The sequence below is a fragment of the Saccharothrix texasensis genome (assembly GCF_003752005.1).
GTDB lineage: Bacteria > Actinomycetota > Actinomycetes > Mycobacteriales > Pseudonocardiaceae > Actinosynnema > Actinosynnema texasense.
In genome coordinates, this window is the sequence record NZ_RJKM01000001.1 from 2,515,949 (window position 1) to 2,530,733 (window position 14,785).

The window sequence follows — 14,785 nt, forward strand, 5'->3', positions numbered from 1 at the left end:
AATGCGTCTCCGCACCGCGGCCCTCGCCGCACTCACCCTCGCCGCGCTCGCCGTCCCGGTCCAGACCGGCACGGCGCTCGCCATCACCGATCCCGCCCAGCACGTCAACCCGTTCGTCGGCACCAAACCCGGCGGTCCCGACTTCGGGCACGGCGGCGGCGCGGGCAACACCTTCCCCGGCGCCGTCGCGCCGTTCGGCATGCTCCAGTGGAGCCCCGACACGGTGACCCACCAGCACGGCGGCTACCACTACGACGACAACCGCATCCGCGGCTTCAGCCTCACCCACCTGTCGGGCCCGGGGTGCAGCGACTTCGGCAACGTGCCGTTCATGCCGTCCCTCGGCACGACACCCGCGTCCTACTCGACGTTCACCCACGCCAACGAGCAGTCCTCACCCGGCTACTACTCGGTCCGCTTCGACAACGGCATCCGCACCGAGCTGACCGCGAACCAGCGGTCCGGCGTGGCGCGCTTCACCTACCCGGCCGGGCAGCGGGCCTCGCTCACCGTCGACGCGGCGCGTGCGTTCAACGCGGCGAGCGGCTCCGTCACCGTGGGGACCGACAGCCTCTCCGGCTACACCGACAGCGGCGGGTTCTGCGGCGCGGGCAACCGGTACCGACTGCACTTCCACGTCACCTTCGACCAGCCGTTCGCCTCCACCGCCACCATCGCCGACGGCGAGGTGACGCCGGACGGCCGCGAGGTCGAGGGCAGCAGCACGGGCAGCGTCCCGGGCTCGCCCAAGACCGCCGGGACGCAGCACGTGCCCGCGCCGTCCGCCACCACCCAGGACGTGCGGCCGTTCGCCGCGTCGGCGTTCGTGTCGTTCAACGCGACGACGGTCACCGCCCGGGTCGGCATCTCGTTCGTGAGCCTGGACAACGCCAAGGCCAACCTGTCCGCCGAGACGGGCACGCGGTCGTTCGACGAGGTCCGGACCGCCGCCCGCGCCGCGTGGAACGGCTGGCTCGGCCGGATCGACGTCACCGGCGGCACGTCGACCCAGCTCCGCACGCTCTACACCTCGCTGTACCACTCCCTGCTGCACCCCAACGTGTTCAGCGACGTCAACGGGCAGTACACGGGCTTCGACCGGGTGACGCACACGACCGCGAGGACCCAGTACGCGAACTTCTCCGGCTGGGACGTCTACCGGTCCCAGATCGCGCTGGTCGCGTTGCTGGGGCCGAGGGAGGCCGCCGACATCGCGCAGTCCGCGGTGAACCAGGCCGCCCAGGGCGGGTACTTCGACCGCTGGACGGTCGCCAACGGCGGCACGGGCGTGATGAACGGCGACCCGATGGCGATCATCGTGTCGACCGCGCACGCGTTCGGCGGCACGGACTTCGACACCGCGGACGCGTTGCGCCGCATGGTGGCGGGGGTGAACGACATCCGCCAGCGCCCGGGGTGGTTGCAGCTCAACGACTACGGGTACGTGCCGACGGGCCTGGGCGACGTGTGGGGCTCGGCCGCGACCACGTTGGAGTACACCAGCGCGGACTTCGCCATCTCCCAGTTCGCGGCCCGGCTGAACGACGCGGGCACCGCCGAGAGCTTCCTGCGGCGCGCGCAGAACTGGCGCAGCCTGTTCAACTCGGGCAGCAAGTACCTGCAACCGCGCAACACCGACCTGACGTGGCCGGGGTTCAGCCCGACGCAGGAGAACGAGTACGTCGAGGGCAACGCCGCGCAGTACACGTGGATGGTGCCGTACAACCACCGCGGGCTGTTCGACGCGATGGGCGGCAACGCCGCGGTCACGTCCCGGCTGGACACGTTCTTCACCGAGCTGAACGCCGGGCCGAAGAAGCCGTACGCCTACCTGGGCAACGAGCCGACGCTCAACACGCCCTGGGCCTACGCGTACGCGGGCGCCCCGCACAAGACGCAGGACGTGGTGCGGCGCGCGTTGACGTCGATCTTCCCGCCGACGCCCGAGGGCCTGGTGGGCAACGACGACCTGGGCGAGATGTCGTCGTGGGCGGTGTGGGCGGCGTTGGGCCTGTACCCGCAGGCTCCGGGACGGGCCGAGCTGGTGCTGGCCAGCCCGCAGTTCCCGACCACGACCATCAAGCGCGGCAACGGCGCCACCCTCACCATCACCGCCCCGAACGCCTCGGACAGCGTGAAGTACGTCCAGTCGCTGCGGGTCGACGGCACGGCGTCCACCAAGCCGTGGGTGCCCGCGTCGTTCGTCGCGTCGGGCGGCACGCTCGACTTCACCCTGGGCGCGACGGCCTCGACGTGGGGCAGCGCCCCGGCCGACGCGCCGCCGTCGTTCGACGTGGGCCCCAACCCGGCGCGCTCCGGCGCGGTGGTCGGCCTGGCCGGCAAGTGCGCGGACGGCGAGCCGGCGGGCCCGACCGACGGCGCGCCCGTGCGGCTGTGGGACTGCAACTCCTCCGCCGCGCAGCAGTGGACGCTGGCGTCGGACGGCACGGTGCGGGCGCTCGGGCGGTGCCTGGACGTCAGCGGCAGCGCGCGGGCCGACGGCACGAAGGTGCAGCTGTGGACGTGCAACGGGACCGCCGCCCAGCAGTGGTGGCCCAAGGGGTCGACGCTGGTGAACTCGCCGTCCGGGAAGTGCCTGGACGTGCCGAACAGCACCACCGCGAACGGCACCCAGCTGCAGATCCACGGCTGCAACGGCACCGGCGCGCAGCAGTGGCGCCTGCCCTGACCCGGCCGGGACGTTGATTGGCCGGTCGCCACGGCTCTCCCAACACGTGGCGACCGGCCGGTGACACCGCGCGGCGGCTACTTGACGCCACCTGCGGTCAAGCCTGCGATGATCCTCCGCTGGAACAGCAGCACCACCACGACCAGCGGCACGGTCACGATCACGCCGGCGGCCATCTGCGTGCCGAACGGCTGGTCGAAACCGTACGCCCCGGTGAACCGGGAGATCGCGACGGTAGCAGTCTGCATGGTGCTGTCGTTGACCATCGACAAAGCGATGATGAACTCGTTCCACGCCGCGATGAACGTGATGATCGCGGTGGTGAAGATGCCCGGCGCGGCCAGCGGCAGGATGACCTTGCGGAACGCCTGGCCACGCGTGCAGCCGTCGATCATGGCCGCCTGTTCGAGCTCCTCCGGCATCTGCCGGAAGAACGCGGTCAGGTTCCACACCGCCAGCGGCAGCGCGAACGACAGGCTCGGCACGATCATCGACTGGTAGGTGTTGATCCAGCCGATGTCGGTGAACAGCGCCAGCAGCGGCACCAGCAGGGAGATGCCGGGGAACATCGAGGTGGCGATGATCAGCGCCGCGACCGCGTTCTTGAACCGGAAGTTCAACCGGGCCAGCGCGTACGCCGCCGACACGCCGATGACCAGCGTGAGGATCGTGGTGACCCCCGCGACGACCAGGCTGTTGAGCAGCGACCGGCCGAACCCGACGGCGGGCGAGAACACCGCGGTCAGGTTGTCGAGCGAGAACGGCGCGGGCAGCGCCGTCAGCTCGAACTGGTCGGACGGGCGGCGGAACGCCGACACCGCCATCCAGTAGAACGGGGCCAGGCAGTAGAGCAGGATCAGCCCGAGCCCGGCGAACGTCAGCACCTTGCGCGGCGTGGAGGCGTTGCCCCGGGTGGCGGTCATTTGCGCGACCTTTCCCGAGCGGCTCCGATGACGTCCGCGCCGAGCAACCGCACGAACACGAGCGCGGTGACGGCCACGTAGGCGAACAATATCGTCGCGTACGCGGCGGCGGGTCCGAACCGGAGGCTCGACGCCTCGTCGAAGGCCACCATGGACAGCGTCTCCACCGACTCCTTGCGGCTGCCGATGAGCACGAACGGCAGGTCGAACATCCGCAGCGCGTCCAGCACCCGGAACAGCACGGCCACCAGCAGCGCGGGCTTCACCAGCGGGAGCGTGATCCGCCAGAACTGCCGCCACGGTGACGCGCCGTCGACGCGTGCCGCCTCGTAGACGTCGTTCGGGATGATCTGGAGCCCGGCGAGGACCAGCAGGCCGACGAACGGCGCGGTCTTCCACACGTCCGCGAGGATGACCGCGAACTTCGCCTGCCAGCCTTCGGTGGTCCACAGGATCTGCCGGCCGATCACCGCGTTCGCCACGCCGTCGGCCTGGAAGATCCAGCGCCACAGCAGCGCCGAGACCGCGGTGGGCACCGCCCACGGCACCAGGATGCTGGCCCGCACGACACCGCGCCAGCGGATCGCGTGGTGCATCACCAGCGCCATCCCGACGCCGAGCAGCACCTCCAGCGCCACCGTGATGACGGTGAACACCGTGGTGTTGCCGAACGCGTTCCAGAACCGGGTGGCGGACTCGCCGGCGAAGATCGCGGCGTAGTTGTCGAGGCCGACGAACCGCGCGCCCTCGACGACGAACCCGCTCTCGTCGAGGTCCGTCCCCTCTTGGAACACCGACTCGCGCAGCGCCGCCACCAGCGGGTACCCGACCACCAGGCCGAGCACGACGAAGGTGGGTGACAACAGCGCCGCGGCGAGTCGCCCCGCGCCCGAGGTCGCACCCCGGGCGCGGCGAGCGACCGCCGTCACTTAAGCAGCTCCTGCAACTTGGTCTGCAGCTCCTTCAGCGCCACGTCGCTGGTCTTCGCACCGGTCAACGCGGCGTAGGCGGACTCCTGGATGGCCTGGGTGACGTCGCCGTAGCGGACGGCCTGCGGGCGCGGCTTCGCCGACAGGATCGACTCCTTCAGCGTCGGCAGGTACGGGAACTGCTTCACCAGCTCGGCGTCCTCGTACAGGCTCGCCAGGGTCGGCGCCTGCGAGGTGGCCACCAGGTTGGAGCGCTGCGAGGCCTCGCTGGTGAAGAACTTGATGAAGTCCAGCGCGGTCGCCTTGTTCTTGCCGAACGCGGAGATGGCGAAGTTGTGGCCGCCCAGGGTGGAGCTGCCCGGGCCGTTGAGGCCGGGCAGGGGCGCGACGTCGAACTTGCCGGCGACCTGCGAGGAGCCGTCGGTCTTGGCGGCCAGCGCCCACTGGTAGGGCCACTGGCGGTGGAACAGGAGCTCGCCCGCCTGGAACGCGCGGCGGCCCTCCTCCTCCTTGTAGGTGATGGCCTTCTCCGGGATGACGCCCTGCTGGAACCCGGTGACCAGGGCGTCCAGACCGGCCTTCGCCTCGGGCGAGTCGACCGCGGCCTTGCCGTCGGCGTCGACCACGTCACCGCCCGCGGAGTGCACGGCCTCGTCGAAGTTGACCGTCAGGCCCTCGTACTTCTCGAACTGCCCGGCGTAGCAGCCGATCGCGGGCTGCGCCGCCTTGACCGCCTGGCAGGCGGTGGTCAGCTCGGCCCACGTCTTCGGCGGCTTCTGGCCCACCGCGTCGAGCAGGTCCTTGCGGTAGTACAGCAGGCCGCCGTCGGAGTACATCGGCGCGGCGTAGAGCTTGTCGCGGTACTGCGCGGTCTTCACCGCGGGCTGGAGGAACTTGTCCAGCTGGAACTCGGCGGCGGGCAGCTCGACGACCCAGCGGTTGGCCGCGAACTCGGCCGTCCACACCACGTCGAGGTTGAGGATCGTGTACGCGTCGGACTTGACCTGCGCGTTCTGCACCATCTGCTGGCGCTGGGCGTCCGCGGACTCGGGCAGCTCGATGATCCGGACCTGCTCGTTCGCGTGCGCGGCGTTCCACTCGTCGACGAGCTTCTGCATGTTGCCGGAGGTGTCCTTGCCGGTGGCGAAGGTGACCTCGCCCCGGCCTTCGAGCGCACCGCCGGGCTGCCCGCCGCCCTGGTCCCCTCCGCTGCTGCACGACGCGAGGAGGACTGCCACACCCAGCGCCGCGGTTGCCCGCACCGCCGTTGTCCGAACGCCCATTACCGAGACTCCCATTCGTTCAAGTCTTGCCCTGTCGAGCGGATCGGGGCACTGACGCGGTCGATGACCTCGCCGCGCGGTAGCACGCCCCGATCGCTGTTCGCACTGGTGGTGGTGCTGTGGCCAGTGCTGGTTGTCGTGCTGTCGGTGCGCTCCGAGAGGTCCACCGCGATGCGGGCGGACCTCTCCGCGGATTGCCGCACCGGGTGGGCACCACCGTCCACAACGGAGGCTGGCGGTGCGTCGTCGAGACCCGTCACCGCGACGTCCGTCGCCGGCCGGAGCCCCTGGCGGCGCACTTCACGGTGCACACCTACCGCAAGCGGGTCGCTCACGCGATCACCACGTCCGGCGGGACTTCGGAGTCCAGCAGGTCTCGCATCGCCGTGCCGCCCGCTCCGGCGGCGCCGGCCGCCGCGGGCACGAGCCGGCCCGCGGGCAGGTCGAGGGCGGTGCGGACGTCGATGTCGGCGGTTCCCGTCATGCCGGTCGTGCCGGTCGTGCCGGCCCTGTCGGTGAGGAGGAGCACATGGCGGCCGGAGTCTGCCACTTCCGAGGTCGGCGGGTACCGAGAACGGTCGAGCGCGGTGGACCCGGTCCGGCGCGGGTCCTCGGCGTGCGGCGCCACCTGGCGGGTCGTCACCGGAGCGCCGGGACGCGCCATGGCCTGCTCCCCCTCCCCCGGTTCGAGCTGGTCGGTGCCGTTCGAGCTGGTCGGTGCCGATCGCTCGCGTCTCGTGCCCGCGTCGCGGCGGTCACGCAGCGCACCCGCCTGAACACTTTGCCACCCGTTCGACCGCTCAAAATCGGCGGTACTGTGTCGCGGGCCACAGCGCTGTGTCAAGGAGTGGGACGGCTGCGTGACCGGACCGCAACTTCTTCGCCGCGCGACGGCGGAATGCCGACCGTCCGACGAGGACCGCCGTGCCGGCGGGAACGGCCGTTCACCACGCCTGGGACCGTTCCCAGTCGCGGTGGGACGGACCTGAGCGTTCAACTCGGGTGTTCCGGACGTAGGACACGGGTGTTCCCGGCGTGGGACACGCGCGGGTCAGCGGGATTCGGTGAGGGTGGCGCGGATGGCCAGGGCGGCGCCCGAACGCGCCCACTCGCTGAAGTCGAAGGGCCGCACGTCCAGGTCGATCAGCGCCGGGTCGGCCTCGAAGCTCGCCGCGATCCCGTCCGCCACGCGCTGCTCCGACACCTCGTGGAGCGGGAGCCCGTCACCCGTCAGCAGGACCTTCCGCGGGTCCAGGAAGTTCGCGACGGTGCCGATCAGCACGCCCAGCGCGTAGCCCGCGTTGTCGAAGACCTCCTTGGCGACCGGGTCACCCGCCAGCGCCCGCTCGACCGCTTCCCCGTACGTCGGGTCGCCGTCCAGCTGCCGCAGCATCACGTGCGTCATGAGGTAGCTCGACGCGCAGCCGCGGTGGCCGTACCCGCACTGCGGGCCGCTCGGGTCGACCAGGATGTGCGCGATCCGGGGCGTGAGGCCGTGCGAGCCCCGCACCAGCTTGCCGTCGACGACCACGCCGCAGCCGACGCCCGCGCCCACCGTGATGAGGACCATCGAGTCGAGCCCCGCGCCCGCGCCGAACCAGTGCTCGGCCGACGTGAGCGCCTGCACGTCGTTGTCCACGACGACCGGCACGGCGGTCGCCTCGACCAGGGCGTCCCGCAGCGGCACGTCCACCCACCGCAGGAACTCCGCCTCGACCACCACCCCGCCGGACACGATGCCGCCCAGCGTCACGCCGATGGCCGTCAGCCCCGGGAAGCCCGCCGCGACTTTGGCGATCTGGGCGATGACGTCCGCCGGGTCGTTCGAGCGCAGCGGCTGGTCGGTGGTCGCGGTCACCGTCGCCGTCAGGTCCGTCACGGCCGCGAACAGCCGGTCGGCGGTCAGCTTCACGCCGAGGAAGTGGTGGGAGTCGCCGCGCACGTGGAGGATCTCCGAGGGCCTGCCGGTGGACGAGCGCAGTTGCGTCCCGCCCTCGACGAGCAGTCCGTGGAGCACGAGCGTGCGGGTCACCCGGGTGAGGGTGGGCCGGGACAGGTGCAGGCGGGTGGCGAGCTCGGCCCGGGGCATCGCGCCGTGGACGAGGACCTCCAGCAGCACGTCACGGGCGACTTCGGGCAGGTCCGGCCAGGACGGGGCGGTGCGTGGGTCGGTTCCCGGAGTCACCGGCCGAACATACCCGGACCAGGCACGACCGGATCGCCGGCCTGATCGCGGACCGGGCAGTGATCCGGACCGCCGCCGGGCCGCGGGCGGGGAGGTCGGCCGGGTCAGGGCCGACCGCCGGCCCGGTCGGGGGTCGGGGGCCGGACCATGGTCCGGGTCGGGGGCCGGACCATGGTCCGGGTCCGGGGCCCCGGCCCGGGGCTCCAGGTGAGACCGCGAGCCGGGGCGCCGTCGCCGGACTAGCAGATGGACTGCCTGCTGTTGACCAGCGTGTTGTTGCGGAACGTGGTGTTGGTGCCGCACGGGTTCTCGGTGATCGCCGAGTTGGTGACGGTCAGGTTCTGGATGGTGATGTCGCGCGTCACCGGGAACTCGCTGCGCGCCGCCAGCCGGATCTCGCCGCCGCCGCTGACGCTGCCGCTCTGGGCGGCCAGGTTCACGTTGTAGCAGTTCTCGATCAGGATCGCGTTGTTGCCGGTGTTGCTGATGGTGAGCCGGTCGACCTGGAGGCCGCCGCTCTCCGACACGCAGAAGATGCCGCGCCCGCCGCCGCGGGCGATGACCTGCCCGACCCGGACGTTGATCGGGTAGCTGCTGCCGATCCGGCCGTTGCGGTTGGCGGTGCGGAACGCGGCGTAGCCGGTGTCGGCGCCCGCGTTCTCGGCGTCGACCGTGCCCACCGTGGCGTTGATCGTCTGGTTGAGCAGCAGGCCGGACTCGCCGACGCTGCGCGCCACCACCGTGCCGATGGTCAGGCCGTCGACCCCGTAGGTCTCCACGGCGTGCGAGCTGGCGCCCTGCACGTAGGCGTAGTCGAGGCGGATGTTGCGGCTCCACTGGCTGGTGTCGCCGCGGTTGTCGATGCGCACGCCCAGCCCCCTGGACAGGCGCATGTTCACGGTGCCGATGACCACGTTGGTGACGTTGCGCATGAAGATGCCGTACACCGGGGTGCCGGTGACGGTGAGGTTCTGCACCTCGATGTCCCGGACGCCGCGCGCGTAGACCGGCGCGTAGTCGCCCGAGCCGGAACCGGTGACGTCGATGGTGCCGCACAGGTCGATGGTGGTGTAGCTGCGCATCGAGTACCGCTCGCCCGCGGGGATGGAGCCGGACGCCCGGACGACGATCCGCTCCTTGGACGTGCGGTTCGCGGTGAGGCTGTCGTTGGCCGCCTGGAGCGCGGCGCGCAGGCTGCTGCCGGTGTAGACCGTGCTGCTGCCCCGGCGGGCGGTGAAGCTGCTGCCGGAGCCGGTCACCTCGGCCTGGTACGAGCCGTCGCCGCAGGCGGCCTGCGCCTCCGGCGCGGTGACCTGGAGGAGCGCCGCGGTCAACGCTGACACGGCGAGTAGTGCTTTCATAGGACGATCTCCTGAGGTTGGTAAGCGCTTTCCTGCGGTGGCGGCGGAGATCCGGGCGGTCGACGGCATCGGGTGGGAGTGGTGGCGGCCCGCCGAGGGACGTGACGGGCCACCACCGGGCTTCCGCACTGGGAGCGTTCCCAGGACTATCCGGTAGTGAATCGGACATCGGAATGCCCGTCAAGGCCCTGCTTGGGGTCGGGCGGGCGCCGAACACCGATCGGACTAGCGGGTGATGACGTAGGCGATGCCGCCCGAGCCGCCGGCCACGGAGCCGTCCGCGCGGTAGCGCTTCGTGCGCAGCCAGACGTTCTCGAACTGCGCGCGGTCGTAGACGCGGCGCACCGCCTCGTCCGACGACGACGCGGGGTCGTTGGCGATCACGTCGCCGTCCTCGGTGAAGCCGACCACGACCATGATGTGACCGGCCGTCCCGTACCCGGCGCCGGCCAGCTCGTCCGCCCGGAACGACTGCGAGGTGATCACGGGCACGCCCCGCGCGACGAGCTGCTCCACTTCGGACAGCGACCCCAGGCGCGTGACGTGGCCCCGCAGGCCGAAGCTCGCCGCGTACGCCGTGTTGAACGGCCAGTTGCCCGCGCCGCGGTAGTCGTGGTCGTAGGTGTGCCGCGCGGCGTGGTCCACGGTCCGGTCGACGTGGTCGGGGTCCAACCAGGACAGGTCCTCGGCGCTCGGGCCGCGCCCGTAGTACTCCACGACCATCTCGGTGGACGTGGGGCTGCACCACGCCTCGCCGCCGCCGTCGTACTCCGGGTAGTGGCCTTCGTGGACGTTCTGCGAGTAGCGCGGCACGGGCAGTTCGACGCCCCGCGCGACGCCCGGCGCGCTCGTGGGCACGGTGAAGCGGTCCGGGACGGCGGAGGCCATCGCGCCGGCCATCCGCAGCAGCGGTGACGTCCGGGTGCCGGCGAGGCGGTAGAGGGTGACGCGCAGCCGGTAGGCGCGCAGGGGCCGCTTGGCCACGAAGGTGTCCACGTCCACCGACCCGTGCTCGTCGTCCTGGCCGGGGACCGTGGTCCGCTCGACGTCCTGGTCGCCGAGCGCCCAGCGGGCCATGACGTACCAGGGGGTGTCGTCGCCGCGCAACTCCACCTGGAGCCACGTGCCGGGCGGGGTGTCGGCGTTCCAGGAGGCGACGGCCTGGGTCGCGGCGAGGCCGGTGACCCGGCGCGGCGACGTCCACCGCGCGTAGTCGTAACCGTCCCGCACGCCGATCGGCCGGTGGATCGCGAGGCCGCCGGGCACGGGCGCGGTCCCTTCGTGCTCGCCCTGGACGAGCTGCGCGGAGCGCCATTCGCGGTAGTCGACGCGTGCGCCCTCGGCCACCGCCGGAGGAGCCGCGGTGAAGCCGAGGGCGAGCACGGTGGACAGGACCGACACGACACGGAACGTCATGTCGGAAATTGTCGCGCTAGCACATTAACTTGTAATCTACCGACAGAGTGGTCGTGCGGACCACGGCTCCGGTCAGGCGCGACCGCGCCGCTTGGTCCACACGTCGTAGGCGACGGCGGCCAGCAGCACCAGGCCCTTGACCAGCATCACCCGCTCGCTGGGCGCGCCGATCAACGACATGCCGTTGTTGATCACGCCCATGATCAGGCCGCCGGTGATCGCGCCGACCACCCGGCCCACGCCGCCCTGCACCGCCGCGCCGCCGATGAACGCCGCCGCGATCGCGTCCAGCTCGAACGCGTTGCCTGCGGTCGGGCCGGCCTGGTTGAGCCGGCCGGCGAAGATCACGCCCGCCAGCGCGGACAGCACGCCCATGTTCACGAACACCCAGAACGTGACCTGCTTGACCTTCACGCCGGACAGCGTCGCGGCCTGGAGGTTGCCGCCGATGGCGTAGATGTGCCGGCCGAAGACCGACTTGTTCGCCATCACCGAGTAGCCCAGCGCCAGCACCGCGAGCAGCACCAGCACCCACGGCAGGTTGCGGAACCGGGCCAGCTGCACCACCACGGCCAGCACCACGGCCGCCGCGAGCGCGATCTTCGCCACGAAGATCGGGAACGGGTCGACGACCTGCCCGTAGCTCAGCCGGGCCTTGCGGTTGCGCCACTGGTTGAACGCGAACCCGACCACCACCGCGACCCCGACGAGCAGGCTGACCAGGTCGGCGCCGCCCAGCGGGCCGAGGCCGACGTTGCCGAGGTAGCCCTCGGTGAAGCCGTTGGCCAGGGTGCGGATCTGGTCCGGGAACGGGCCGATGCCCTGGTTGCCCAGCACGGTCAGGGTGAGCGCGCGGAACACGAGCATGCCGCCCAGCGTCACGATGAACGCCGGGATGCCGAAGAACGCCACCCAGTAGCCCTGGGCCGCGCCGATCACCGCGCCCGCGAGCAGCGTGATCAGCACCGCCAGCGGCCACGGCAGGCCCATCTGCACGGTCAGCACCGCGCAGATCGCGCCGGTCAGCGCGACCACCGAGCCCACCGACAGGTCGATGTGCCCGCCGATGATCACCAGGATCATGCCGATGGCCAGGATCAGCACGTACGAGTTCTGCACGATGATGTTGGAGATGTTCTGCGGTGTGAGCAGGGCGCCGTCCGTCAGCACCGTGAAGAGCACCACGATCAACGCGAACGCGATGTAGATGCCCGACTGCCGCAGGTTGAACGTGAACCTGCGCTGCGGCGCGCCGGCCTGCTGCGCCGCCGGCGTGGTCGCGGTCTTGGTGGTCATGAGGTCTGTCCCTGGGTCATGTGGTGCATCAAGCGTTCCTGGGTGGCTTCCGCCCGGTCGAACTCGCCGGTGATGCGGCCCTCGGACAGGGTGTAGACCCGGTCGCACAGGCCGAGCAGCTCCGGCAGCTCGGAGGAGATGACCAGCACCGCGCGGCCCTGGTCGGCCAGGTCGTTGATGATCGAGTAGATCTCGTACTTCGCGCCGACGTCGATGCCGCGGGTCGGCTCGTCGAGGATGAGCACGTCCGGGTCGGTGAACATCCACTTCGCCAGCACGACCTTCTGCTGGTTGCCGCCCGACAGCGACGACGTCGTGGTGCCCACGCCGGGCGCCTTGATGTTCATCGAGCGCCGGTACTTCTCCGCGACCGAGTGCTCCTCGTTCTCGTTCACCCAGCCGCGCGGCGCCAGCTTGTGCAACCCGGCCGCGGACACGTTGAGCTTGACGTCCTGGATCAGGTTGAGCCCGTAGCGCTTGCGGTCCTCGCTGACGTAGGCGAGGCCGTGGTCGATGGCCTTGCGGACGGTGCGCGTGTCGATCTCGCGGCCGTCCTTGACCACCCGGCCGGAGACGCCGACGCCGTAGGACCGCCCGAACACGCTCATCGCGAGCTCGGTGCGGCCCGCGCCCATGAGGCCGGCGAGACCGACGATCTCGCCGCGGCGCAACGACAGCGTGGCGCTGTCCACCACGACCCGGTCGGGCTGGGACGGGCTGTGCACGGTCCAGTCCTCGATGCGCAGCACCTCCTCGCCGATCTCGGGCGTGCGCGGCGGGAAGCGGTTCTCCAGGTCGCGGCCGACCATGCCGGAGATGATCCGGTCCTCGCTCACGTCCTTCGCGGGCAGCGTCTCGATCGTGCGGCCGTCGCGCAGGATCGTGATGCTGTCGGCGATCCTGGTCACCTCGTTGAGCTTGTGCGAGATGATCACCGAGGTGATGCCCTCGTCGCGCAGCCCGTCGAGCAGGTCGAGCAGGTGCGCGGAGTCGTCGTCGTTCAACGCCGCGGTCGGCTCGTCCAGGATCAGCAGCTTCACGTCCTTGGCCAGGGCCTTGGCGATCTCGACCAGCTGCTGCTTGCCGACGCCGAGGTCGTGGACGGGCGTCGTCGGGTTCTCCCGCAGGCCCACGCGGGCGAGCAGGGCGCCCGCCGCGTGGTTGGTGCGGTTCCAGTCGATGAAGCCGCGCTTGGCCCGCTCGTTGCCGAGGAACAGGTTCTCCGCGACGGACAGCTGACCGCACAGCGCCAGTTCCTGGTGGATGATCACGATGCCGCGCCGCTCGCTGTCGCGGACGCCGCCGAACGAGCAGGGTTCGCCCTCGAAGACGATCTCGCCCTCGTACGAGCCGTGCGGGTGCACGCCGGAGAGCACCTTCATCAGCGTGGACTTGCCCGCGCCGTTCTCACCGCAGATCGCGTGGATCTCACCGCGCCGCACGCCGAGCGTGACGTCGTGCAGCGCGGTGACCCCGGCGAACCGCTTGGTGATGCCGCGCATCACCAGGATTTCGTCGGACATGGTGTGCAAACCTACTTCAGCTGATCCGCGGTGTAGTAGCCGCTGTCGACGAGCACCTTCTGGTAGTTGCCCTTGTCCACGATCACCGACTCGAGCAGGTACGACGGCACGACCTTCTTGCCGTTGTCGTAGTCCTTCTCGTTGTTGACCTCGGGCTTGCCGCCCTTGAGCACGGCGTCGGCCATCTTCACGGTGGTCGCCGCGAGCTCGCGGGTGTCCTTGTAGATGGTCGAGTACTGCTCGCCGCCGATGATCGACTTCACCGACGCGACCTCGGCGTCCTGGCCGGTGACGATCGGGTACGGGTTGCCGCCGGTGCCGTAGCCGCTGCTCTTGAGCGCGGACAGGATGCCGATGGACAGGCCGTCGTACGGCGACAGCACGCCGTGCACCTGCGCGCCGCCGTAGGACGAGGTCAGCAGGTCCTCCATGCGCTTCTGGGCCGTGGCCGGGTCCCAGCGCAGGATGGCGACCGTCTTGAAGTCGGTCTGGCCGCTCTTGACCACCAGCGTGCCCTTGTCGATGTGCGGCTGGAGCACCGACATCGCGCCGTTGAAGAAGAACGTGGCGTTGTTGTCGTCCGGCGAACCGGCGAACAGCTCCACGTTCAGCGGGCCGGTCGCGGTGCCCGGGGTGCCGTCGGCGTTGAGCACCTTCAGGCCGGTCAGCAGCGACGTCGCCTGCTGCACGCCGACCTTGAAGTTGTCGAAGGTGGCGTAGTAGTCGACGCTGTCGGTGTTGCGCAGCAGCCGGTCGTAGGCGATGACCGGGATGTTGGCGTCCTGCGCCTGCTGCAGCTGCGACGTGATCGCGGTGCCGTCGATCGAGGCCACGATGAGCAGCTTCGCGCCCTTGGTGATCTGGTTCTCGATCTGGTTGGCCTGCGTCGGGATGTCGTTCTCGGCGTACTGGAGGTCGACCTTGTAGCCCTTCTCCTCCAACGCCTTCTTGATGTTGTCGCCGTCGTGGATCCAGCGCTCCGACGAGCGGGTCGGCATGGTCACGCCGACGAGCGCGCCCTCCGTGGACCCGGTCTGCTGGTCGACGGACTTCTCCGCCGACCCGCAGGCGGCGAGCATCAGGCCGGCCGCGGTGATGGCGGCGATCCGCGGAAACCTCATTGTTTCTCTCTCTCCCTAGATGTGGTGCTTGGCCCGGCGCCGGCCGGCTCGGGGCCGCC

Annotated in this window: 11 protein-coding genes; 1 reads left to right on the forward strand and 10 read right to left on the reverse strand. The window is 70.6% G+C overall.

Features of this window, described 5'->3' with window-relative positions:
* Nucleotide 1 precedes the first annotated feature (1 nt).
* A complete protein-coding gene (locus EDD40_RS09685; protein WP_123742605.1) occupies nucleotides 2-2,689 on the forward strand; it encodes a lectin in 2,688 nt (895 codons plus the stop codon).
* A 77-nt stretch (nucleotides 2,690-2,766) separates the two neighbouring features.
* Here EDD40_RS09685 and EDD40_RS09690 read toward each other — a convergent pair whose 3' ends face one another.
* The 10 genes from EDD40_RS09690 to chvE all read right to left on the reverse strand — a co-directional run bounded on the left by EDD40_RS09690 (nucleotide 2,767) and on the right by chvE (nucleotide 14,726).
* Nucleotides 2,767-3,612, reverse strand: coding sequence for a carbohydrate ABC transporter permease (locus EDD40_RS09690; RefSeq protein WP_123742606.1), 846 nt, complete (start codon nucleotides 3,610-3,612; stop codon nucleotides 2,767-2,769).
* Complete coding sequence (locus tag EDD40_RS09695) at nucleotides 3,609-4,541, reverse strand: carbohydrate ABC transporter permease (RefSeq protein ID WP_123742607.1); 933 nt, start codon at nucleotides 4,539-4,541, stop codon at nucleotides 3,609-3,611. Before EDD40_RS09695 ends, EDD40_RS09690 begins: the two co-directional genes overlap by 4 nt.
* Nucleotides 4,538-5,779 (reverse strand): ABC transporter substrate-binding protein, encoded by a 1,242-nt coding sequence (locus EDD40_RS09700; RefSeq protein WP_246037572.1) that lies wholly within the window; start codon nucleotides 5,777-5,779, stop codon nucleotides 4,538-4,540. Before EDD40_RS09700 ends, EDD40_RS09695 begins: the two co-directional genes overlap by 4 nt.
* A 376-nt stretch (nucleotides 5,780-6,155) precedes the next feature.
* Nucleotides 6,156-6,488 carry a hypothetical protein gene (locus EDD40_RS09710; protein WP_148088745.1) on the reverse strand — a complete coding sequence of 111 codons (333 nt, stop codon included), beginning with the start codon at nucleotides 6,486-6,488 and terminating at the stop codon, nucleotides 6,156-6,158.
* A gap of 387 nt (nucleotides 6,489-6,875) precedes the next feature.
* Nucleotides 6,876-8,009 carry an ROK family transcriptional regulator gene (locus tag EDD40_RS09715; RefSeq protein ID WP_246037573.1) on the reverse strand — a complete coding sequence of 378 codons (1,134 nt, stop codon included), beginning with the start codon at nucleotides 8,007-8,009 and terminating at the stop codon, nucleotides 6,876-6,878.
* Between the two features lie 239 nt (nucleotides 8,010-8,248).
* Nucleotides 8,249-9,352, reverse strand: a complete 1,104-nt coding sequence (locus EDD40_RS09720) for a hypothetical protein (protein ID WP_211348129.1) — start codon at nucleotides 9,350-9,352, stop codon at nucleotides 8,249-8,251.
* A gap of 243 nt (nucleotides 9,353-9,595) precedes the next feature.
* Nucleotides 9,596-10,786 carry a C39 family peptidase gene (locus EDD40_RS09725; protein WP_123742612.1) on the reverse strand — a complete coding sequence of 397 codons (1,191 nt, stop codon included), beginning with the start codon at nucleotides 10,784-10,786 and terminating at the stop codon, nucleotides 9,596-9,598.
* A gap of 72 nt (nucleotides 10,787-10,858) precedes the next feature.
* Nucleotides 10,859-12,082, reverse strand: a complete 1,224-nt coding sequence (gene mmsB / locus EDD40_RS09730) for a multiple monosaccharide ABC transporter permease (RefSeq protein ID WP_123742613.1) — start codon at nucleotides 12,080-12,082, stop codon at nucleotides 10,859-10,861.
* Nucleotides 12,079-13,605 carry a multiple monosaccharide ABC transporter ATP-binding protein gene (gene mmsA, locus EDD40_RS09735; RefSeq protein ID WP_123747901.1) on the reverse strand — a complete coding sequence of 509 codons (1,527 nt, stop codon included), beginning with the start codon at nucleotides 13,603-13,605 and terminating at the stop codon, nucleotides 12,079-12,081. Before mmsA ends, mmsB begins: the two co-directional genes overlap by 4 nt.
* Nucleotides 13,606-13,616: 11 nt before the next feature.
* Nucleotides 13,617-14,726 carry a multiple monosaccharide ABC transporter substrate-binding protein gene (chvE, locus tag EDD40_RS09740; protein WP_123742614.1) on the reverse strand — a complete coding sequence of 370 codons (1,110 nt, stop codon included), beginning with the start codon at nucleotides 14,724-14,726 and terminating at the stop codon, nucleotides 13,617-13,619.
* Nucleotides 14,727-14,785 lie beyond the last annotated feature (59 nt).

Excerpts from the sequence above, each read along its gene's own strand:
- EDD40_RS09685 (WP_123742605.1), top strand. The coding sequence starts at position 2 with ATGCGTCTCCGCACCGCGGCCCTCGCCGCACTCACCCTCGCCGCGCTC.
- EDD40_RS09690 (WP_123742606.1), bottom strand. The coding sequence starts at position 3,612 with ATGACCGCCACCCGGGGCAACGCCTCCACGCCGCGCAAGGTGCTGACG.
- EDD40_RS09710 (WP_148088745.1), bottom strand. The coding sequence starts at position 6,488 with ATGGCGCGTCCCGGCGCTCCGGTGACGACCCGCCAGGTGGCGCCGCAC.
- EDD40_RS09725 (WP_123742612.1), bottom strand. The coding sequence starts at position 10,786 with ATGACGTTCCGTGTCGTGTCGGTCCTGTCCACCGTGCTCGCCCTCGGC.
- mmsB (WP_123742613.1), bottom strand. The coding sequence starts at position 12,082 with ATGACCACCAAGACCGCGACCACGCCGGCGGCGCAGCAGGCCGGCGCG.
- mmsA (WP_123747901.1), bottom strand. The coding sequence starts at position 13,605 with ATGTCCGACGAAATCCTGGTGATGCGCGGCATCACCAAGCGGTTCGCC.
- chvE (WP_123742614.1), bottom strand. The coding sequence starts at position 14,726 with ATGAGGTTTCCGCGGATCGCCGCCATCACCGCGGCCGGCCTGATGCTC.